The 20,064-nt window shown below is 72.3% G+C and carries 19 protein-coding genes; 6 read left to right on the top strand and 13 right to left on the bottom strand.

Features of this window, described 5'->3' with window-relative positions:
* The first annotated feature begins 27 nt into the window (after positions 1-27).
* The gene (locus tag ACH41F_RS08625; protein WP_391233892.1) at positions 28-183 is read left to right on the top strand and encodes a hypothetical protein; all 156 of its coding nucleotides are present in this window, start codon (positions 28-30) and stop codon (positions 181-183) included.
* Here the strand turns inward: ACH41F_RS08625 and ACH41F_RS08620 are convergent.
* Both ACH41F_RS08620 and ACH41F_RS08615 read right to left on the bottom strand, forming a co-directional pair.
* Positions 176-748, bottom strand: a complete 573-nt coding sequence (locus ACH41F_RS08620) for a PDZ domain-containing protein (RefSeq protein ID WP_398833931.1) — start codon at positions 746-748, stop codon at positions 176-178. The two genes, ACH41F_RS08625 and ACH41F_RS08620, sit on opposite strands and share 8 nt — an antisense overlap.
* Before the next feature lie 619 nt (positions 749-1,367).
* On the bottom strand, positions 1,368-2,228 hold the full coding sequence (locus ACH41F_RS08615; protein ID WP_398833929.1) for a LysR family transcriptional regulator: 861 nt from the start codon (positions 2,226-2,228) through the stop codon (positions 1,368-1,370).
* 87 nt (positions 2,229-2,315) lie between these two features.
* Between ACH41F_RS08615 and ACH41F_RS08610 the strand changes: the two genes are divergently transcribed.
* Entirely contained in the window at positions 2,316-3,050 is a 735-nt protein-coding gene (locus tag ACH41F_RS08610; protein WP_398833927.1) for a hypothetical protein, read from the top strand.
* Here the strand turns inward: ACH41F_RS08610 and phsA are convergent.
* A complete protein-coding gene (phsA, locus tag ACH41F_RS08605) occupies positions 3,038-4,915 on the bottom strand; it encodes an O-aminophenol oxidase PhsA (RefSeq protein WP_391233888.1) in 1,878 nt (625 codons plus the stop codon). The genes ACH41F_RS08610 and phsA overlap by 13 nt on opposite strands.
* Positions 4,916-5,086: 171 nt before the next feature.
* Positions 5,087-7,243: a germacradienol/geosmin synthase Cyc2 gene (gene cyc2 / locus ACH41F_RS08600; RefSeq protein ID WP_391233887.1), complete on the bottom strand. Its 2,157-nt coding sequence runs from the start codon at positions 7,241-7,243 to the stop codon at positions 5,087-5,089.
* 103 nt (positions 7,244-7,346) lie between these two features.
* On the opposite strand from cyc2, the gene ACH41F_RS08595 reads away from it, so the two are divergent.
* Complete coding sequence (locus ACH41F_RS08595; protein ID WP_391233886.1) at positions 7,347-7,595, top strand: hypothetical protein; 249 nt, start codon at positions 7,347-7,349, stop codon at positions 7,593-7,595.
* 81 nt (positions 7,596-7,676) lie between these two features.
* On the opposite strand, the gene ACH41F_RS08590 is transcribed toward ACH41F_RS08595, so the two are convergent.
* From ACH41F_RS08590 to ACH41F_RS08555, 8 genes are all read right to left on the bottom strand, one after another.
* Positions 7,677-8,432: an ATP-binding cassette domain-containing protein gene (locus ACH41F_RS08590; protein WP_391233885.1), complete on the bottom strand. Its 756-nt coding sequence runs from the start codon at positions 8,430-8,432 to the stop codon at positions 7,677-7,679.
* Positions 8,433-8,502: 70 nt separating this feature from the next.
* Entirely contained in the window at positions 8,503-9,264 is a 762-nt protein-coding gene (locus ACH41F_RS08585) for an ABC transporter permease subunit (RefSeq protein WP_391234006.1), read from the bottom strand.
* A gap of 221 nt (positions 9,265-9,485) precedes the next feature.
* Entirely contained in the window at positions 9,486-9,686 is a 201-nt protein-coding gene (locus tag ACH41F_RS08580) for a hypothetical protein (protein WP_391233884.1), read from the bottom strand.
* A gap of 392 nt (positions 9,687-10,078) precedes the next feature.
* Positions 10,079-10,873 (bottom strand): ABC transporter permease, encoded by a 795-nt coding sequence (locus tag ACH41F_RS08575; RefSeq protein ID WP_398833923.1) that lies wholly within the window; start codon positions 10,871-10,873, stop codon positions 10,079-10,081.
* A gap of 45 nt (positions 10,874-10,918) precedes the next feature.
* The gene (locus ACH41F_RS08570; RefSeq protein ID WP_391233882.1) at positions 10,919-11,905 is read right to left on the bottom strand and encodes an ABC transporter substrate-binding protein; all 987 of its coding nucleotides are present in this window, start codon (positions 11,903-11,905) and stop codon (positions 10,919-10,921) included.
* Positions 11,906-12,160: 255 nt separating this feature from the next.
* Positions 12,161-13,333, bottom strand: coding sequence for an ARMT1-like domain-containing protein (locus ACH41F_RS08565; RefSeq protein ID WP_391233881.1), 1,173 nt, complete (start codon positions 13,331-13,333; stop codon positions 12,161-12,163).
* A 23-nt stretch (positions 13,334-13,356) separates the two neighbouring features.
* Entirely contained in the window at positions 13,357-14,004 is a 648-nt protein-coding gene (locus ACH41F_RS08560) for a ScbR family autoregulator-binding transcription factor (protein WP_391233880.1), read from the bottom strand.
* A gap of 343 nt (positions 14,005-14,347) precedes the next feature.
* Positions 14,348-16,153 carry a S8 family serine peptidase gene (locus ACH41F_RS08555; RefSeq protein ID WP_391233879.1) on the bottom strand — a complete coding sequence of 602 codons (1,806 nt, stop codon included), beginning with the start codon at positions 16,151-16,153 and terminating at the stop codon, positions 14,348-14,350.
* 353 nt (positions 16,154-16,506) lie between these two features.
* On the opposite strand from ACH41F_RS08555, the gene ACH41F_RS08550 reads away from it, so the two are divergent.
* Positions 16,507-17,433, top strand: coding sequence for a lytic polysaccharide monooxygenase (locus ACH41F_RS08550; protein WP_398833919.1), 927 nt, complete (start codon positions 16,507-16,509; stop codon positions 17,431-17,433).
* Positions 17,434-17,451: 18 nt separating this feature from the next.
* On the opposite strand, the gene ACH41F_RS08545 is transcribed toward ACH41F_RS08550, so the two are convergent.
* Positions 17,452-18,105: a Tat pathway signal sequence domain protein gene (locus ACH41F_RS08545; RefSeq protein ID WP_391233877.1), complete on the bottom strand. Its 654-nt coding sequence runs from the start codon at positions 18,103-18,105 to the stop codon at positions 17,452-17,454.
* Between the two features lie 635 nt (positions 18,106-18,740).
* On the opposite strand from ACH41F_RS08545, the gene ACH41F_RS08540 reads away from it, so the two are divergent.
* Both ACH41F_RS08540 and ACH41F_RS08535 read left to right on the top strand, forming a co-directional pair.
* Positions 18,741-19,412 (top strand): DUF6230 family protein, encoded by a 672-nt coding sequence (locus ACH41F_RS08540; RefSeq protein ID WP_391233876.1) that lies wholly within the window; start codon positions 18,741-18,743, stop codon positions 19,410-19,412.
* Positions 19,412-19,867, top strand: a complete 456-nt coding sequence (locus ACH41F_RS08535) for a DUF6114 domain-containing protein (RefSeq protein WP_391233875.1) — start codon at positions 19,412-19,414, stop codon at positions 19,865-19,867. The genes ACH41F_RS08540 and ACH41F_RS08535 overlap by 1 nt, the downstream gene beginning before the upstream one ends.
* The last annotated feature ends 197 nt before the right edge of the window (positions 19,868-20,064 follow it).

Genomic DNA, 20,064 nt, shown 5'->3' with positions numbered 1-20,064 from the left:
GTCCGGGTCCGGATCGATCCCGCGCGCGTGGCGCAGCGCCTGGACGCCGAAGGCGACGAGCCGCATGGGGTCGTACGCCACTACGGAAGCCGCCAGCAGCGCGGTCAGGCCCAAGGCGGAGGGGAGGCAGGGGCGCTGGAGGACCGCACCCCAGGGGACGTACGGCTCCGGGTCGTCATGTGACCACGCCGGGGATCGCGGTCAACTGCTGGTACCCGCCGCCTTCGTGACGGACCGTCAGGGTCACCTCCCGGCCGGGGCGGGTGTTCGCGACCGCGCGGGCGAGGTCGGCGGCCGAGTCCACGCGCTCCTTCCCCACGTGCAGGAGTACGTCACCCCGCACCAGGCCCGCCGCGTACCCCGGCCCGGGTACGTGCACGCCGACGACCAGCGCGCCCGCCTTCTCGGCGTCCACGGCCTCCACACCGAGGGTCGCGGGGGCGCGGGCGGGCGAGGCGGCGGGCGGCGTGGGCGCTGGGACCGGGGCGGGGCGGGCCGGGGCGGGGGGTGCCTGTTCCGTCCGGCGCTGGAGGTCGGCGAGCCGGCTCATGCCGATCACGGTGGCGCCGACGGTGCCGAGACCCACGCCGGACAGCACCAGGACCGTCCCGACGAACAGCGCGAGCAGCAGGGTCCGCAGCCTCCGGCCGCGCCGGGGTGCCGCGTGCGGGTGCCGGGCCGCGCGGGGTGGGCCGCCGACGGGCTCCTGGCCGGGCATCGGCTTCGGACGCAACGCGGTCTGTTCCATGGCTTGCCTCCGGCGGACGGACACTGGTCGCTCCCCGGCTGGTGCTCTACCCGCACCGCGGGCGCCGGACGAGCCACGAACGAGTGAGACTGACCGGCGATCAGGAACGGGAAGCCATGGGTGTTCGGCCACCCGCTCGGCTCGGGGGCGACCGCGAGGGGCCGACCGGGAGGGCCGCGCGGGCTCGGGGTTCAGGCGGTCAGCGCGTCCGCCAGTACGGCGGTGACCGCGAGGGCCGCGCCGGCCCGAGGCTCAGACGGCCAGCGCCTCCGCCAGTACCGGCGGTGACCGCGAAGGCCACGCTGGCCCAGGGCTCAGACAGCCAGCGCCTCGGCCAGTACCGCGGTGACCTCAAGGCCGCGCAGGCCCGGGGTTCAGGCAGCCAGCGCCTCCGCCAGTACCGCGGTGACCGGCAGGGCCACGCCGGCCCGGGACTCAGCCAACCAGCGCGCCCACCAGCACCGCGGTGACCGGCAGGGCCGCGCCAGCCCGGGACTCAGACAGCCAGCGCGCCCACCAGTACCGGCGGTGACCGCGAGGGTCGCACGGACCCGGGACTCAGCCGACCAGCGCGCCCGCTAGTACCCCGTGGACTGCGAAGGCCGCAAGGGCCCAGGGTTCAAGCAGCCAGCGCCTCCGCCAGTGCCGCGGCTGCTGCCCCGGGTGACCCCGTGTGCACCAGCTCCGTCCGGTGGACCAGGCGTGGCTCCGTGAGGGGGACGGCGACTGCGCCCGGGACTCCCGTCGCCGCGGGCGCCGGCAGCAGGGTCAGGCCGCGGCCCGCGGCGGCCAGGGCGGTGAGGGTGCGCACGTCCGTGCCGTCGTAGCGCAGGGCGGGGCGGAAGCCGTGGCCGCCGTTCGCCGCGCGGAGCTGGGCGAGCGGCAGGCCGGCGTCGGGTGCGTCCAGCCAGCGGGCGTCGGCGAGGTCACCGAGGCGCAGACGGGTGCGGCGGGCGAGTGGGTGCGCGGCGGGCAGCAGGACGCAGACGGCTTCCTCGCCGGCGCCCCGGCTGGTCAGCGGTGCCACGTCGGGCAGCCGCAGCGGGTCGTTGGGGGCGGCCAGCCCGTCGACGAGGCCCAGGTCCGCCGCGCCCGTGGCGACCGCCGCCAGGACCGCCTCGCGGGCGAGGACGCGCAAGGTCACGCCCGCGACCGGGAGGGCGGCGAGGACACGGGGCGCGAGCGCGGTGGGAGAGGCGGCCAGCGTCAGACCGAGCGCGGGGGCCGCCGCCCGCCGTACGACGTCCGCGCGGGCCGCGTCCAGGCGCAGCAGCAACGGGCCCGCGTGCTCCAGGAGCCGCTCTCCGGCCGCCGTCGGCGCGACGGGACGGCGGCTCAGCAGCGGAGCGCCCAGGTCCTGTTCGAGCGCCTGGATGTGCTGGGACACCGCGGACTGGGTGTAGCCCAGTTCGCGGGCGGCCGCCGAGAAGGAGGCCAGGCGGGCGACGGTGACGTAGGTGCGCAGAAGGTGCGGGTCCATGCCGGCCAGGGTCTCATCAGTTCTGCTTATCGCGGGACCAGGAATCATCGTTGGACGCGATCCTGCGGGCGCCCGCAGGATGAGCGCATGACCCACTCCAGTGCCCCTGCCGCCCGGATCGCCCTGGTCGGCGACCGCTCCCCCAGCGTGGTGTCCCACACCCGCGTGCCCCTCCTCCTGGACGCCCTCGCCGAGCGCGACCGGCTCGTCCTCGACGCCTACTGGATCCCCTCCGAGGACGCCGAGGAGGAGGGCGCCGTCAGCGGGTTCGACGCGGTGTGGGTGCTGCCGGGCAGCCCGTACCGCAGCGAGGCGGGCGTGCTCGCGGCGATCCGCACCGCGCGCGAGACGGGTATCCCCTTCCTCGGCACGTGCGGCGGGTTCCAGCACGCGCTGCTGGAGTACGCCCGCAACGTCTGCGGCCTCACCCGCGTGGCGCACGCCGAGACCGACCCCGACGCCGAGGACCTGCTCATCGAGCCCCTGGCCTGTTCGCTCCTCGGGCACGAGGGCGTGGTCACGCTGGAGCCGGGTTCGCTGGCCCAGACCGTGATGGGCGCCGAGCGCACGGTGGAGCGCTACTTCTGCGCGTACGGCCCCTCCCGCCACCTGGACTCCCTGCGCGCCCATGGCCTGCGCTTCTCCGGACACGACGAGGACGGTCATGTGCGCCTCGCCGAACTGCCGGGCCATCCCTTCTTCCTGGCCTCGCTGTTCCAGCCCGAGCTGTCCGGCGACGGCTCGCGCCCGCACCCCATGGTCCGGGCGCTGGCGCGAGCCGCGGTGGCGCACGCGGTGGCCGACCGGGGTCAGCCGGTGTGACCCTGCCCGTGCCCGCCGTGATGCCCGGAGCCGTGGTCGAACTTCAGGGCCTCGGGGGGCAGGACGACGAAGGGCCGCATCATGCCCATGTCCTCGTGCTCCAGGAAGTGGCAGTGGTACATGAACCTGCCGTACGCCCCGTCGAACTTGCCCATGATGCGCAGCATCTGGTTGCCCGGGACCCGGTAGACGTCCTTGTACCCGAGTTCGTTGGGCGCGAGCGGGATCGTCCTGGTCGGGTCATGGGTGATCGGGGTGCGGGTGCCGCCCACCGCCGGGTCGAAGCCCGACACCACGTACGGGTCCCGTCCGAGTGCCTGGAAGTCGGCCAGGTGGATGTGCATCGGGTGCGGTATCGGAGCGAGGTTGAGGAAGCTCCACTGCTCGTGGCTGCCCTCGGCGATGGTGAAGCCCAGGCCGTCGTTGAAGGTCCGGGCCGTGCGCCGGTAGGTCTTCGTGGTGCCGTTCGGGCCGGTGACCTGGATGATCCCCTCGGCCGGGAACGCGATGCCGCTCGCGTCCTCGACCTCGGTCATCTCCCAGATCTCCGGGTGGCCGCCACCGCCCTTGGTGCCGGGCGGGGTGAGCACGATCAGCCGGTGGCCGTGCTCCATGTCGTGCGTCATCCGGCGGAAGGAGCCGGAGAGCATCTCGGGCACCTCGAAGGTGTCGGCCTCGCAGGACTCGCGGACCCGGAACTCCATGACGGCCGGGTAGCGCACGTTGCCCACCGGGTCCGGGACGCCCACCGGCTGGTTGGGGCCCTTGTTGAGCAGCCGGAGCCTGCGGCCCGCGAGGCCGCGGAAGTCGACCAGCAGGTCGAAGCGCTCCGCCGGGGCGGCGGTCAGGGTGGGCAGGGCGCCGTCGAAGTCGATCGGCACGGGGCGCGGCAGCAGCCCGCCGTCGCTGCCGATCTGGTGCACGATGCCCGGCACCGGGTTGTCGTCCTCGTCGACCAGGACCAGGTCGTAGATGCGCGCGTTGGACGCGTTCACCAGGCGGAAGCGGTACCAGCCGTCGTCCACGTCGGCGTACGGCCAGATCCGGCCGTTGACCGTGGTGTACGGGCCGAGGAACGGTGTGGTGACCGGCTTGCCCGTCTCCGGGTGCGCGGGGTTCACCACGATCGTCTTGTGCAGCAGCCTGCCGTTGAGCACGCCGTCCTCGTCGGTGTCGAGGTTGCGGTCGGCCAGCAGCAGCGGGATCTCCCGCTCCCCGAAGGGGAGATGGAGGGCGTCCTCCTCCTCGTCACGGACGAGATAGGTGCCGTACAGGCCCGCCATCACGTTCCACCGCGTGATGTTCATGGCGTGGTCGTGGTACCACCACTGCACCGCCTGATGGTCGTTCGGGTACTCGGAGAGCTGGGCGTCGCCGGAGCCCACCGCGTTGTCGGCCCAGCCGTCGTTGCCGCCGCCGGTCTGGGCGCCGTGCAGATGGGTCACCGACCAGGCGGGCAGGGCGGCGACGTTCTCGTCGGGCTTGACGCCGCCGCGGCCGGGCTCGGTGGTGGCGGGCGCGGTGCCCGCCGGGCGGACCGGCACCTCGACGGCGGTGACCGGGTACTCGCTGCCCTTCGGGATGCGGTTGGTCCAGGCGATGCGGACCCGCTGGCCGCGCCGCACCTCGATGGTGGGGCCGGGCACCATGCCCTCGTAGCCCCACATCAGGGTCGGCGGCAGCTGCGGGTGCAGCCGCACCCAGGTCGGGTGCAGGGCGATCTCCGTCTCGCGCAGCAGGTCGCCGCCGGTGGGCCGCAGAACGGGCGGGACGGGTAACGGCGCGACGTACGGCGTCAGTTCGCCTGGCGCCGCCTGCTGCTCCCCCTGGTCGCTCTCCGTGATTCGCTCAATGATGTCGGTCAAGATCGAACACCCCCGTGTGATCTGTCGTCTGTTCCCCTCATCTCAGAAGACTCGCGGCGCATCGCCGAAGTTCCCTGAATATCCCATTCCGTACGAGAAAATTCGGAAACTTCGGCGATAGGCAAGGGAACCCCGACACCCAGGGGCGGCTGTCACCTTCCGTGACGCGCGTCAGCCGACGAGGGGCAGCGCCGGCGGACGGTCGGGGCGGAAGCCGTGGGTGCGGCGGGCGAGGTGCTCGGCCTTGTAGCGGTCGACGGCGCGGTGCCAGTTCAGGATGCCCGCCATCCAGTTCTGGAGGTCCAGGACATGGCTGCGCATGATCTCGCGGGCCTCTTCCGACAGGCCGAAGTCGTCGTACACCACGGGCAGTTCATGAGCCGCGACATGCTGGAACTGTTCCATGCGCCGGGTCATCAGGTCATGGACGACATGGAGCGCGCTCGGGTAGTCCACGCCGAAGAAGTTCTGCACGACGAGGATCGCGTTGTGGATCTCGCCCTCGTACTCGATCTCCTTCTGGTAGGAGAAGACGTCGTTGACGAGCATGCCGTAGTCGATGGCGGCGTTCTCGAGCGAGCGGACCGGGCCGCTGCGGTAGACCTCCGGCGGGACGGCGGGGCCGTGGCCCATCCGGCACAGGCTCAGGGTGAGGTCGGAGCCGAAGGTGGCGCGCCGCATCTCCAGGTAGTCGACGGGGTCGGGGATGCGGTTCTGGATCTGGTTGGACAGCTCCCAGACCCAGCCCTCGGTCATCACGTTCACGGCGTCCTTCAGGGTGCGCCGCTGGTCCGGGGTCATCCCGGCGGTCGTGCGGGCCCACAGGTCGATCAGGCCGCGTTCCATGCCGCTCTGCGGCTGCGGCACCGCCTCGCCCGCCACCGGCATGCAGTCCGACAGGCGCCGGGTGACCAGCCGGGCGGTGCCGAGGTCGCGGCGGTGTCCGAAGACGAGCGGGTAGTAGTCGTCGCCGTAGGTGCCCCAGGCGAGCCACTGCGCGCTGAGGTCGAGCGCCTCGGGGGTCGCGTCCGGGTCCAGGCCGGCCGAGCACAGCGGAAGGTCGGCCGCGGCGAGGTGGTCCTCGTCCCAGACGCCCTCCTGGAGCATGCCCATGCGGTGCATCCACGCGGCGAGGCGGGGGCGGGCGGCGGGCAGGTGCGGGCAGAGGTCGACCTCGAAGGGCATGTGGAAGTCGGGCAGAAGGGACGGGCCGACCTTCTGGTACGGCACGTGCGTGTAGGCGCGCAGGCGTTCGGCGCCGGCCGCGGCGAGCAGGGCGCCGACGTCGGCGGCCGAGGTGCCGGGGCCGGTCGGGCCGTGCCAGGCAGAGGTGGTGGTGGCGCCCTCGTTCATGTAGCGGCTGGACCGCAGGTGCCATTCGTGGCCGCCGGACTGCCAGTCCTGAAGTCCCTTGGTGTAGGCGGCGATCGCGGTGACCTCGCCCGGCGTGAGTCCGTTCTCCAGGGCGAGCGCGGGCACCTCGGTGAGGGCCGTGTGCTCGAACTGGTGGAGGCGGGAGGTCAGGATGTCGTTGACGGTGTCGGCGGCCTCCTGGGTGGTGCAGCCGAAGAACGTCTCCAGCACCAGTACGCCGTTGCTGTTCTCGCCCTCGTCCTCGACCTCCCGCTGGTAGGAGAAGAGGTCGTTGCGCAGGTGGACGGCGTCGGAGAACGTCTCCATCAGCACCCGCAGCGGCCTGGACCCCGCGACGGACAACGGCACTTCGGCCGTCGCGTACTCCACGAGCCCCGCCGACCAGGGGGCGCCGCCGACCTTGCGGCGCATCTCGATGTACTCGACGGGGTTGGCGATCCGGCCCTCGTTGATGTTGGACAGTTCCCACAGGGACTCGTTGAGGAGGTGCTCGGTGGCCAGGGCGAAACGGCGGCGCCAGTCGGCCGACATGGCCGGCACGGTACGCGTCCACAGGTCGGCGAGGCCCGCCTCCACGGGGTTCTGCGGCTCGGGCATCGGGGTGGACGGGTCCATCGGCATGAACAGGGGCAGCCGGTCGAGGTAGGCCTTGCCGCCCGCGCGGTCCTGGGTGCGTTTGAAGGTCTCCAGGAAGTGGTCGTCGAAGAAGAAGACCCACACGTACCAGTCGGTGATCAGCGACAGGGCGGGGCCGTCGCAGTCGGGATGGGTGTAGGCGCAGAGCAGTCCGTAGTCGTGCGCGTCGAGGTCGGACTGCTCCCAGACCCCGGATCCCTCCAGCATGCCCATGTCGCGGGCCCACCGCGTCGAGTGCGCGCGCGCCTCGTCCAGGTGCGGGTTCAGCCGAGCGGGATGCGGCATGTAGAAGTGCGGGAGTTCGAAGGGCTGCGTCATGCGCGGGGCCCTACCCAGCGCCCTTCGGCGGCATCCGCGAGACGACACATGATCACACCATCGCGTGAATCGGGGCTGAACTCGGGAGTTCTCGACGGGCCTTGTGGCTCTGCCGGCCGGCGAGGGCGGGGTGGAGGCGGCGCGGCTCCAGGGCGGGGCGAACGTCTCCCATGTCGGTGACCCGGCGTACGACACGTCCGACTTCAACGACACCGCGCCGGGGAATCTCCGGGTGGACCACGTGCTGCCGTCCCGGGGGCTTCAGCCGCTGGACAACGGGGTGTTCTGGCCGGCCTCGGACGATCCGCCGCACCGGCTGGCCGGGGGCGGGGCGACCGTGCCGACCTCGTAACACCGGCTGGTGTGGCAGGACGTGCGCGTCGGCTGAACCGGGAGCGGGGAGCGGTGGCCGGGCCGGGGCTTGTCCGGCGGGTCACGCGCCGGTGCCTCGCACCGCCCGCCCCACCTGCGCCCTCAGTGCCACGAACTCCGGCAGCGCTCGGGTGGTGATCTGGTCCCGTTCGCCGGGCAGTTCGACCGGCAGGTCGAGGACGACACGGGAGCCGGGGCCCGGGGAGAGGACGACGACCCGGTCGCCGACGTAGACGCTCTCGTCGATGTCATGGGTGACGAACACGATGGTCGTGCCGTCGGTGCGGTGGACCTCCAGGAGCAGGTCCTCCAGGTCCTCGCGGGTCTGCGCGTCCAGGGAGCCGAAGGGCTCGTCCATCAGCAGCAGTGCGGGACGGCAGACCAGGGCGCGGGCGATGGCGACGCGCTGCTGCATGCCGCCGGAGAGCTGCCAGGGGTGGCGCCGGGCGGCGCCGTCGAGGCCGACGCGGCGCAGGATGCGCTCGGCCTCCACGCGCCGCTCGGCGCGGCCCAGGCCGCGGCGGCGCAGCGGGAGGGCGACGTTGTCCCGGACGGTGAGCCAGGGGTAGAGGGAGCGGCCGTAGTCCTGGAAGACGACCGCGAGCCGGTCGGGAACGCCGGTGACGGGGGTGCCGTCGATGATGACCCGGCCCGCGCGGGCGGGCAACAGTCCGGCGACGGTGCGCAGCAGGGTGGACTTGCCGCAGCCGGACGGGCCGACCACGCACAGGAGTTGGCCGTCGGGGACGGTGAGGGTGAGGTCGGTGAGGACCGGGTGGTCGCCGTAGTACTGGCCGACCGCGTCGAGGCGGAGCATGCGGGGGTGTCACCTGGCCCGGGGTCGTGGTTGTGGGGCGGCTGCGTCGTGGGTCATGCCCGGGTATGTCTCACCTGCTCGCCCTCCCCTTGCCGACGAGGCGCTTCTCGACCGCCAGCAGTCCGGTGTTGAGCAGGTGGCCGAGGGCGCCGAGCAGGACCAGTGCCGCCCAGACGGTGAGCAGGTCCGAGCGGGTCTGGGCGTCGGTGAGGGTGAAGCCGATGCCGTTGGCGGTGCCCGGGAGCAGTTCCGAGAAGACCATGAGGATGAGGGAGAGCGACAGGCTCAGGCGCAGGCCCGCGAAGATGCGGGGCAGCGCGGAGGGGAGGACGAGGAACCAGAGCCGCTCGACGGGGTTCAGGCGCAGGACCGCTGCGACATCGAGGCGCAGGGGGTCGATGTCGCGGGCGCCCTCGGCCGTGTTGACGATGACCGGCCACACGGCGCTGAAGGCGATCGACGCGATCTGCATCTGCGTACCGAAGTCGAGGACCACGACGAAGACCGGGACCAGCGCGGGCGGGGGGACGGCGCGCGCGAACTGCAGAACGGGGTTGCACAGGGCGTGGGCGCGCGGTGAGCGGCCGACCGCGACGCCGAGCGCGATCCCGGCGACGGCGGCGAGCCCGAAGCCGGCGCCCATCCGGCCGAGGCTGGGCAGGATGTCGGCGACGGCGGCCTCGGACAGGAACAGGTGCCGGGCCGGTCCGGAGAACCACAGGTCGTACGCGTGCTGTGCGATCCGCCCCGGCGGCGGGAAGTACACGCTGCCGTGCGCCCGCGCGGCCACCTCCCAGACGGCGACGGCGACCGCGAGGACCAGCCAGCGCAGGAGGGCGCGCCGGACTGGGGCGGCGGCGGATCGGCTCGGCTGGCGGCGGGCCGGGGCGGTACGGCGGGGGGTTGGGGTGGCGCCTCGGGGTGGTGGGGTGGCGCCTCGGAGTGGTGGGGTGGCGCCTTGGGACGGCGTGTTCGTACGCCGTGCTTGTCCGGCACGGCTCTCCTGACTCTCGCCCTTCACGCGCCTGGACCGGTCCCTGGGCGCCCGGGCGTTCACGCGCGCGTCCCGGACTTCGGTGGGCCGCCGTGCGGGCCCTCGCCGGCGAGTACGCCCTCGCCGCCGAGCGCGCCCTCGCCGCTGGGCAGGCCCTCCCTACCGTGCGCGCCCTCCCCGCTGGGTGCGCCCTCGCCTCCGTACGCGCCCTCACCTTCGGGGGCGGCGACCCCGCTGGGCAGGCCCTTCCCACCGTGCACGCCCACCCCGTTGGGTGCACCCGCACCTCCGGGGGCGCCCATCCCGCTGGTCAAGCCCTCCCCGCCGTGCACCCCCTCCCCGCTGAGCAAGCCCTTCCCGCCGGGCGCGCCCTCGCCTCCAGGGGCGCCCACCCCACTGGGCACGCCCTCCCCGGCATGCACCCCCTCCCCGCTGGGTGCGCCCCCACCTCCGCGGGCGCCCACCCCACAGGGCAGGCCCTCCCCGCCGCGCACACCCTCCCCGCTGGGTGCGCCCCCACCTCCGCGGGCGCCCACCCCGCTCGGCGCACCGGCGTTCACACGCCCACCCTCATCCCTCGCCACCCCGTCACCCCCACCCCGCGCCACCCCGGCACTCACCCGCCCGCCCCCGCCTCTCGCCACCCCGGCACTCACCCGCCCCCCCCCGCCCCTCGGCGCCCCGGTGTCCACGGGAACAGTCGGCGTTCGCCCCGTACCAGCGCCTCGTTGATGGCGAGTCCGAGGGTTCCGGCCCAGACCACGCCCGCCAGGACGTCGCGGGTGCCGTCGGTGGCGAGGCTCGCCTGCGCGATGAAGATGCCGAGGCCCTCGCCGAAGCCGGCGAGGATCTCCGTGGCGACGGCGAGGATGAGGGCGACGGCGGCGGAGATGCGGATGCCGGCGGCGATGAAGGGTGCGGTGCCGGGGAGTTCGACGCGCAGCAGCACCGACAGACGGCCGAAACCGAAGGCGCGCAGGGTGTCCTTGGTGAGGGGATCGGTCTCGCCGAGGCCGTAGACGGTGTTGAAGAGGATCGGCCATACGGAGGCGTAGGTGACGAGCGCGACCTCGGTCTCGGTGCCCGAGCCGAGCAGCAGGGAGACGAGCGGGATGAGCGCCACGGACGGCAACGGCCGCAGGAACTCCACGATCGGGCGGACCGCGGCGTCGACGACCGGCACGCTACCCAGCAGCAGTCCGAGGGGGACGGCGATCACGCAGGCCAGAGCGAGGCCCAGCGCCCAGGCACGCAGGGTCGCCGCGACCCCGTCCAGGAACGCGCCGTCGCCCGCCAACTCCGCCGCCCGGCCGAGCACTTCGGAAGCCGGAGGCAGATAGCCGCGGCGCACGATCCCGGCCCTGCTCACCGCTTCGCACACCCCGAGGGCAAGCGTGACTCCGAGCACGCCGAGCAGCGCGTCCCGCCGTCCCCTCAGCGCCCGCACGCCCGAGCCCCTCGCACACCCAACCCCCGTACGTTCGAGGCCGCTTCACCGCACCAGCAACGTCACCGGATCGATCGCCTTCTTCACCATCCCCTGCTTCTTCATGAGATCGGTGAGCCGGGCGATCTGCGTGCCGTCCATGGCCGCCGGGAAGACCGGCAGGTCGATGGCGTCCGCCTGTTTCTCGGTGACCTTGGTGTAGGTCGGCAGGATCCTGCGCACCGCGTCGGGGTCGGACCGGGCGATCTTCACCGCCGCCTTCAGGGCCCGTTGGAACGCGGTCAGCGTCTGCGCGTTCCGTGAGGCGTACTTCTCCGTGGTGATGTATCCGCTGAGCGGTATGCCCCGCACCGGCGCGGACGCGCCGTCCACGAGGACCCGGGCCCCCAACTCGTCCTGGATGGCGCTGTCGTAGGGCTCGACGGCGTGCACGGCGTCCACCTGGCCCTTGTCGAGGGCGGCGCCCATCTGCGGGAAGGGGATCTGCCGGTAGACGGGTTCACCGGGGGCGCCCTGTTCCGCCAGGATCTCGTCGAAGGTGAGCGACTGGACGTTGTTGAGGACGTTGACGGCGAGGGTGCGGCCGGTGAGGTCGGCGACGGACTTGATGTCGGAGTCCTTCGGCACCAGCACGTCCATCATCTTCGGCGCGGCCCGGATCGACTCGGCGACGATGCGGATGTCGAGGGTGCCCTTGTCGTGGGCCTGGAAGTAGGTGACGTAGTTCGCGCTCGCGACCATGTCGATCTGGCCCTTGGACAGGGGCGGCAGCGCCTGGAGGCTCTGCTGGATCTGCTGGATCCGGACGTTCAGGCCCTCCTTCTCGAACAGGCCCCGGTCGCGCGCGAGGTAGAGCATGGCGCTGTCGACCAGGGGCAGCGCGGCGACCGTGACCGTCGGCCGTTCACCGTCGGGCGACGAGGAGTCACCGTCGTCGCCGCAGGCCGTGAGCGCCAGGGTCAGGGCGACCGCGGCGGCCGCCGCCTTTCCTCTTCCCGGACACCGTGATGGACGTGATGGAGGTGACGCCATGCGCGCATGATGGCGTCCGACTTGGCATGATCACTACATACAACCCGGCCGAATCGTCAAACGCTGGAGCAATGCTCGAGGACCCCCGGTCAACCGGCCGGGATGCCCGACCGCAGCTCCGATGCCCGGCGGCACCGGGAATTCACCGACCGTCGGTCCGGGCCCAGGGTGGCCGGATCTCCCGCCTGCTCACCACCCAGGCCCCTTCCCGCCGGACCTCCCGCATGCTCACCACCTACGCCCTTCCCACCGACGTCAGTCGACCGTCCGGACCTGGATCAGCGCATACGTGCCCCCGGTCCGCCATCCCTGCCCTTCCGCGGCCACCAGGGCGGTTTCCGTCGCCGGGTCGAGCCCGGTGATCACGTCGGACTTCAGGGTGCGCAGCGCGGCCACCGGGCCGGGGAAGTAGGCGGTGACGTCGGCGAAGGGGGTGGTCGGCGGCCACCTCCGGTCGCCCACCAGGCGCCGGTAGTTGAGGTCGCCCTTGAAGACGGTGAGCGTGGCCGCGGCGAACTCCGCGCGCAGGTCGTCCGGCATGGCCTCGTACGGCAGCGGGGCGCAGGAGAAGGGGTGGGCGCGCACGGTGAGGGTGCCGTCGGCCATCGCCGTCCACAGCGCACGTCCGTGTCCGGCGGCGGCACCGGGCGCCCGGATCAGCCGGCGCACGGCGTCGACGACGTCGGCGGTCGTGGCGTCGGAGACGTAGTACGGGTACGGCTTGACGTGCAAGATCACCCGCCGGACGCGGCCCTCGGCGAGAAGGTGGGCGATCAGCAGCAGGTCGGGGACGAGTTCGCGGCCCGCGTTGTCGGCGACCAGGCAGAGGGTGTCCGCGCCGTCGAGCAGCGCCCCGAGGGCCGCGCTGTCGTCGGCGACCAGACCGGGGACGGCGGCCCGGCCCTCGGCGTCGGCGTCGGACAGGCGGAAGCCGAGGTCGGCGCGGTTTCCCCACAACGAGCCGTGCAGCAGGGCGGCTTGCCGTTCATCGGCGGGACGGTCGGCGAGGGCGTCGAGGGCGGCCAGTTCCTCGTCGGTCTCCGGGGCGTCCAGCTCGGCGAGCTTGGCCGGGCGGAAGGGGTCGATGCCCTGCCAGGGTCCGGGGGCGAAGTAGCCCACGGCGTCGAGGAGTCGGCGGTAGAACCAGCTCTCGGACCACAGCCACGGGATGTCGAACCAGGAACGGCCGGTGTACTCGGCCGCTCCCCAGGCCTCCCAGAGTTCCCGGTTCGTCGAGTCGGCCGGAAGCGGTTCCACGGCGCCGCTCGTGCAGTTCTCCAGCAGGGCGTCGAGGGCGCGGTGCTGCTGCGGGCCGTAGGGGAAGGATTCCCGTACCTGGCGGATGATCGCGGGGTGCCGGTCGGTGAGCACGCCGTGGGGGAAGGAGCCTGGTTCGTCGCCGAGGATCACGGGCGGGATGTGGGGCATGCGCGCCACCGTACCGCGCGGCGTCAGACGGTTCTGAGCTCCCGCTCCAGCTGGGTGACCAGGCTCAGATAGCGGGCGCGGCGGGGTACCGGCACCATGCCGCGGATGAGGATGTGCCACAGCTCGGCGAGCCGGCGGGGATGGCGGGTGGCGGGCTCCAGGGAGTGGCCGACGACCCGGGTGCCGACCAGGGAGCAGACCAGGGAGTGGGCGGCGGCGTCGACATCGATGTCCGGGTGGAGGTCGGACTCGTTGACGGCGTCGCGGAGCCGGTGGGTGGCGATGGCCAGGCATTGCGTGAAGGGGTGCGGCAGTTCGGGCGGCAGGTGGAGGCCGCCGGTGGCGAGGCGGAGGCCGGCGCTCGGCACCGGGCCTTCCAGGGACAGGCGGGCCATGCCGAACGTGCAGCGGATCAGGGCCTCCAGCGCGGTACAGCCGCGGCGGTCCATCTCCTCGGTGAGCCGGCGCATGTTCGCGCACTGGAGCTCCACGATGGCGTGGGCGAGGTCCTGCTTCGCCGCGAAGTGGAAATAGAGTGCGCCCTTGGTCACCTGGGCATGATCGACGATGTCGCTCAGACTCGTCGACTCGTATCCGCGTCGGTCGAACAGTTCGGCGGCGGCGGCGATGATCGCCGCGCGTGTCTGTTCGGCTCGTAACTGCCTGGCCATAGGTGAGTCTCTCCTGGGGGCGAGAGTGCACGACCCGAAAAGAACAGGCCATGCCGTTTGTTTCTTACTCCCCGTACACGATATCTCACCGTCCGGCGGTCAACACGGGCCCCCCGAACTCCGTCCGGTTTCCAGGCCTCCCACTACTTGTAGATCACTTGTGCGCACCCGGCGAACGGCGCGAGGAGAAACCGGGCGGGCGGTCGAAAAAGCGACGGACCGGCCGGTGCCCATCCGCACCGGCCGGTCCGCCTGCTCATCGGACCCGGGGGTCCGCCCGCTCAATGGCCCCGCAGGGCCCGAGGGTTGAGGAGACCCAGGGGTCTCCGTGGTCGCGGCAGTCTCAGAACGTCAGCTTCCAGCTGTTGAGCGTGCCCGTGTCCTGCGCGGCCGTGTCCTGCACCCGCAGCTTCCAGGTGCCGTTGGCGGTCTCGCTGGAGGCGTTCACGGTGTAGGTGGTGGTGACGTTGTCCGCGGAGTCCGAGGAGCTCGCGGACTTCAGCGTGTACACCGTGCCGTCCGGGGCGACGAGGCTGATCACCAGGTCACCGCGGTAGGTGTGGGTGATGTCCACCGCGACCTGGAGGGCGGAGGGGGCGTTGCCGCTGCGGCCGGTGACCGCGATGGAGGACTCGATCGCCGAGCCGTTGTCCGGGACGGCCACGGCGGTGGTGTTGGCGAACGTCGCCCCCGTGCTCGTGCCGCCGCCGCTCACGGCCGCGACCGTCTTCGCGGCGTCCGCGAGACCGGCGCCGCAGCCGCCCGAGCAGGCACCCGGCAGGGCACGGGCGTTGGCCTTGATGGCGGACTCGATCTGGGCCGGGGTCAGCGAGGGGTTGGCCGACTTCAGCAGCGCGGCGAGGCCCGCGATGTGCGGGGTGGCCATGCTGGTGCCCTGGTAGGAGGCGTAGTTCTCGCTGGAGGGCGTCTTGGTGCCGGAGTTCAGCGTGGACAGGATGCCGTTGGCGGTGCCGGTGCTGGTCTGGCCGCCGGGGGCGGAGATGTCCACCAGGGAGCCGTAGTTGGAGTAGGACGCCTTGGCGCCGGTACGGCTGGTCGCGGCGACCGATATGACGTTGTTGCAGTTGCCCGGCGAGTGGCCCGACACGTTCTCGTTGTCGTTGCCCGCGGCGACGGCGACGACGGTGCCGCGGTTCACGGCGGCGTTGATGGCGTTCTGGGTCGCGGCGGTGCAGGCCCCGTCGCCGCCCAGGCTCATGTTGATGACCTTGGCGACGTTGGTGTTGGCGGGCACGCCCGAGACGGTGCCGCCGGACGCCCAGGTGATGGCGTCGATGATGTCGGAGTCGTAGCCGCCGCACTTGCCGAGCACCCGCAGCGGGGAGATCTTGGCGCCGTACGCGATGCCCGCGATGCCCTTGCCGTTGTTGGTGGCCGCGGCGATGGTGCCGGCCACGTGGGTGCCGTGCCAGGAGGAGGTGGACGCCGGGATGCCCGAGCCGCACTCGTTCGCGTTGTACCAGTCCCCCGGGTCGGCCGGGTTGCTGTCACGGCCGTCGCCGTCCACCGAGACCGCGGTGTCGGCGATGAAGTCGTAGCCGCCGACGATGTTCGCCGCGAGGTCGGAGTGGGCGACATAGCCGGTGTCGATGACGGCGACCGTGACGCCGGAACCGGTGGTGGTGTTCCAGGCACCCGGCACGTTCATGCCGGCCGTGGACTCGAACAGGTCCCACTGCTTGGCGTACTCGGTGTCGTTCGGGTCGGCCTGCGGCGTGTTCAGACGGTCCGGTACGACGAAGGCGACCTGCGGGTCCGCCTTGTACTCGGCGACGACCTCGGCGACGTCCGCGCGGGTCGCGTCGGCACCGAGGTCGACCAGGGCGGCACCAGTGCCGAGGCGGCGCTGGAAGTCGACGTCCTCGCCGGCCCCCTTGCCCTTGGCGACGGCGTCGGCCTCGGCGGCCTTGTTCGACGTGGCCTCGGTGGCACCGGACTTGTAGCCGACGATCAGCCGCTCGGCGGCGACGCCGGGGGCGGCCTCGGTCTGCGCGGTGGGCACGGCGGCTGCCTTCGGGGCGGCGGCCTCCTCGGCCGCGGCCACCGTGGCGGTGGCCGCCGTGAACAGCGCGGCGGAGACCGCGGCGACGGAGATCATCTTCCGGCGCAGGGAGGGGGAGGTACGCAAGGGCTTGCCTTTCGTGGCCGGCCGTCTCCGGGCAGGGCGGAGCGGCGGTCTGGTCGCTTCGTCACTGAAGCGGCGGGGGGTGGGTCGAAAAGCGGCGCGGGGGCCGGCCAAGCGCTCAGCCGACCGTCGAAGGGGTTACCTGTGGGTCGGCTGAGGTCGAACGATAGGCAAAGGGAAGGTCATGTGAATACAGGGGAAACCCTCGATCCGGCGTGAAACCCACCCTCGGCAGCGCGGAGTTGGGGAGAAAAGAGCCTCTTTCGGCCATCCTGTCCCGCACTGAACGCGCCGGGCCCGATGTCCGTACTGCACGGAAGCAAACCGTTCCCGCGCCGGTCGAGGAGACGTCCCGGATGCCCCGGATGACCGCACACCGCACCGCCCTGGCGGCCCTCGCCGCCGTCTCGCTGCCGCTCACCGTCTGGACGGCGGGCCCGGCGCAGGCGCACGGCGCGCCGACGGACCCCGTCAGCCGGGTCCACGCCTGCTCCCCGGACGGCGGCGCCCGGGCGGGCACGGCGGCCTGCCGGGCGGCGATCGCCGCGAACGGGACGTCCTTCGCGGCCTGGGACAACCTGCGGATCGCGAACGTCGACGGGCGCGACCGGCAGACCGTCCCCGACGGCGAGCTGTGCAGCGGCGGCCTGCCGGCCTACAGGGGCGTCGACCTCGCCCGCACCGACTGGCCGTCGACCCGGCTGACGCCGGGCGCGACGATGACGATGACGTACGCCTCGACGATTCCGCACACCGGCACGTTCAAACTCTTCCTGACCAGGCCCGGCTACGACCCGGCGAAGCCGCTCACCTGGTCCGACCTGCCCTCGCGGCCGTTCGCCGAGATCAAGGACCCGGCTCTGACGGGCGGCGCGTACCGGCTGCGGGCGAAGCTGCCGTCCGACCGGAGCGGACGGCATGTGCTGTACACGATCTGGCAGAACAGCAGCACGCCGGACACCTACTACTCGTGTTCCGACGTGGTGTTCCCGCAGGCCGCGAAGGAGCGAGTGACGCCGACAGCGACGCCGACGCCGGCGCCGTCCGGAACCGCGAAGGCGAAGGCGCCGGTGAGCGTTTCGCCGAGCCCCGGGCCACGGACCGCGGCGCCTTCCACCGCCGCACCGTCCACGGCGTCGGCGGCGGCCCCGGACTCCACTCCCGTGGCGTCCACGCCCACCGCCGGCTCGGGGCCCTCGGCCCCGATCGTGGCGGGCGGCGCCGCCGCGGTGCTGGTGCTCACCGGAGGCGCCGCCCTGGCGCTGCGTCTACGTCGACGCTGAACGCCGGTCGTCCGACGGTCAGTTGACGAAGACCGCCGCACCGTCGGAGGTGTTCACCGGGGCGTACTTCGCCGTCCAGAAGCCGCTGCTCGGGCAGAGCGACGAACCGGAGCTCTTGGTGAACTGCTGCTTGCTGAACTGGATGCTGTTGTCGGTGTTGGAGGCCGCGCCGGTGAGGCTGCCGTTCGTCGCCTGGTACACGCAGGTGACGCTGCCCAGGAGGGTCCTGAGCACGACGGTGGTCTGGATGGCCCCGGCGCTGCCCGGGGCCACGGTGACGGTGCCGTCGGAGGTCACGGTGGTGGTGTAGGCCAGGTTGTTGACCGTCACGCTGGTGACGCCGAGCACGCCCACGTTGTTCGAGGTGCAGTTGCTGAAGGTGTGCCCGGTGAGCGACTCCGAGGCCGTGCCGGGAGCGGCCGGGTTGCTGTCGATCGTCGCGGTGAACTGCGAGGCGGTGCAGGTGATGCCCGTGGTGCCGGTCGCGCTGGAGTAGAGCGTCGCCGTGGTGCCGCTCGCCAGGGCGGCGGTGACGGTGGTGCCCTCGGCGACGGCGTCACCGCCCAGGGAGCCGGTGGTGAGGACGTTGTCGGCGGCCGACGCCGGGGAGATCGCGGGGAGGGTGAAGGCGGCGAGGGCTGCGGTGAGGGTGAGCAGGGTGCGTGTACGCATGCGGGGGTGCCTCTTTTCCGAGGTGGGGGGTGAGCAGGGGGTGGGGGGACGCGGCGCGGCGTCCGCCGTCGCCGGCCCGTCACGCCTTCTCCGTACGTGACGGACCGGGAACGGCAGCCGGCCGGTGACCGGCCGGAGAACCGTGGGGTGGCCTCCGGCCGGGCCGGGCGGGACGGGCACGTGGCACGGACCGAGGGGGGAACGGCCGTGTGGGGTGCCTGGGAGAACGGCGGGCACGAACAGGTGCCCGGTGCGGACAGGACGTCCGGGAGACGCGGACGGTGCCGCGTGACGGATCCGGCGCCACGGATCCGGGGTGAACCAGGGAGAGTTGTAGACCTGAGTGAGCGTCAACGTCAATACAGAGAACAGCAGTTGACGAAGAGTCAATTACTCTGCCGGGCCGCCCGGAATCAGCCGCGGCACAGGTGGGGCGCAACCGACACCCTTTTTCCACAACTCCCTTGACCCTTCAATGTAACCCCGGGTAACTTCCGAAGCGGCTACTGCGGAGTAGCGGAAAGCCCTTGCGTCCGCCGGGAGTTGCTGGGGCCGCACACCGTAGGCGCTGTCCGCGCCAGGACAACGTGCCAGTGAGATGCCAAAACGCACTTTCTATGCACCTGGGAGCAGACATGGCCTCGTCCCCGGACGTCTCTTCGTCCGCCGGCAACATCCCCGAGAAGCCGGCAAGCGGTTCCTCGCCCGACCCCGTCAGACGAGGACGGGTCCGGGCTCGCCGGGCCGCCGTGATGGCCGTACCCGCCACGCTGGTCGCCGCGACGCTCGCGGTCCTCACCGCGGAGGGCGCGCTGGGCGTGCAGTTCGCGATCTCCGGGATGCCGTTCACGGTCACCGCCAAGGAGTTGAACGGCACCGGGTTCGAGCAGTTCGGCGGACTCGACAACATGGCGCCGGGCAGCCCCAACGAGGGTGACACCGGGGGGCAGGTGCTGGTCGTGACCTCCGCGATCAAGAGCGCGACCCTCGACAGCCTGTGCCAGAGCGTCGACCTCGGCGGCACCAACCTGCTCATCAAGGCGGGCAGCGGATCACAGAAGGTGACGGCGACCGACCTGACCACCGACTCGACGGAGCTGTCGGGCGACGCGTCCTTCACCAACATCGAGATCGGCAACGACGCCAGCACGCTCACCAAGGCCGGCGTCAAGGGTCCGATCGGCGTCTTCAGCCAGCAGGCCGACACCGTGCGCATCGCCAACCTGCGGCAGACCAACTACGCGACGACGGCGGCGGTGTTCAAGCTCCCCGGTCTCAAGCTCAGCTTCAGCGGCTCGGGTTGCTGATGTCGGACACTCCACTCCCTGAACGTCAAGGAGTGCGGTCGGCCTTCCGCGCCTGGCGGGCCGACCGTCCGTTCCTGGGCGGGCTGCTGCTCGCCCTGGGCGGGGCCGAGATCCTGGTCACCATGAAGGCGTCGCTGAAGGTCGTCCTGCACATCGGCATGCAGGGCCTGGCCGGCTATCTGCTGCCGGCCCTGATGGTGGTGCTGGGGCTGCTGATCCTGTTCAACCCCGCCCAGCGCCTCTTCTACTCGATCACCGGGGTACTCGTCACCCTGGGCACCTGGCTCACGTCCAACCTCGGAGGCTTCTTCATCGGCCTGCTGCTGGGAGTCGTCGGCAGCTGCATGACCTTCGGCTGGCTGCCCGACCAGGAACCGCGCGTGAGCCGGCGCAAGCGGCGCAAGGCCGCGCGGGTCGCGCCGGCACCGGGAGCCGCCGGGGAACAGCCGGCGTGAGCCCGACCGCCGACTCCCGCTGAAATCCCGGCTGTCCGCCCCACCACGCCTTGCGCGCGGGGCGAGCAGCCGGGTTTTTCAGTGCGCGGCCGACGGTTGTGCGGTGACCGGCCGACGGTTGCCCGGCGGCCGACAGCTGCTGCGGTGTCCGGCGGCTGTGCGATGACCGGCGGACGCATGCCGGGCGACCGGCGGCT

Origin of the sequence: Streptomyces sp. NPDC020489 (assembly GCF_044386545.1) — a bacterium.
Taxonomy (GTDB): Bacteria; Actinomycetota; Actinomycetes; order Streptomycetales; family Streptomycetaceae; genus Streptomyces.
The sequence above is the reverse complement of the archived record's forward strand: the minus strand, read 5'-3'. Positions and strand labels throughout refer to the sequence as shown.

Coding starts and splice junctions, on each gene's coding strand:
- cyc2 (WP_391233887.1), bottom strand. CDS start 7,243: ATGACGCAGCCCTTCGAACTCCCGCACTTCTACATGCCGCATCCCGCT.
- ACH41F_RS08620 (WP_398833931.1), bottom strand. CDS start 748: ATGGAACAGACCGCGTTGCGTCCGAAGCCGATGCCCGGCCAGGAGCCC.
- ACH41F_RS08610 (WP_398833927.1), top strand. CDS start 2,316: ATGACCCACTCCAGTGCCCCTGCCGCCCGGATCGCCCTGGTCGGCGAC.
- ACH41F_RS08615 (WP_398833929.1), bottom strand. CDS start 2,228: ATGGACCCGCACCTTCTGCGCACCTACGTCACCGTCGCCCGCCTGGCC.
- ACH41F_RS08590 (WP_391233885.1), bottom strand. CDS start 8,432: ATGCTCCGCCTCGACGCGGTCGGCCAGTACTACGGCGACCACCCGGTC.
- ACH41F_RS08565 (WP_391233881.1), bottom strand. CDS start 13,333: ATGCCCCACATCCCGCCCGTGATCCTCGGCGACGAACCAGGCTCCTTC.
- ACH41F_RS08545 (WP_391233877.1), bottom strand. CDS start 18,105: ATGCGTACACGCACCCTGCTCACCCTCACCGCAGCCCTCGCCGCCTTC.
- ACH41F_RS08550 (WP_398833919.1), top strand. CDS start 16,507: ATGCCCCGGATGACCGCACACCGCACCGCCCTGGCGGCCCTCGCCGCC.
- ACH41F_RS08540 (WP_391233876.1), top strand. CDS start 18,741: ATGGCCTCGTCCCCGGACGTCTCTTCGTCCGCCGGCAACATCCCCGAG.
- ACH41F_RS08570 (WP_391233882.1), bottom strand. CDS start 11,905: ATGGCGTCACCTCCATCACGTCCATCACGGTGTCCGGGAAGAGGAAAG.
- ACH41F_RS08560 (WP_391233880.1), bottom strand. CDS start 14,004: ATGGCCAGGCAGTTACGAGCCGAACAGACACGCGCGGCGATCATCGCC.
- ACH41F_RS08535 (WP_391233875.1), top strand. CDS start 19,412: ATGTCGGACACTCCACTCCCTGAACGTCAAGGAGTGCGGTCGGCCTTC.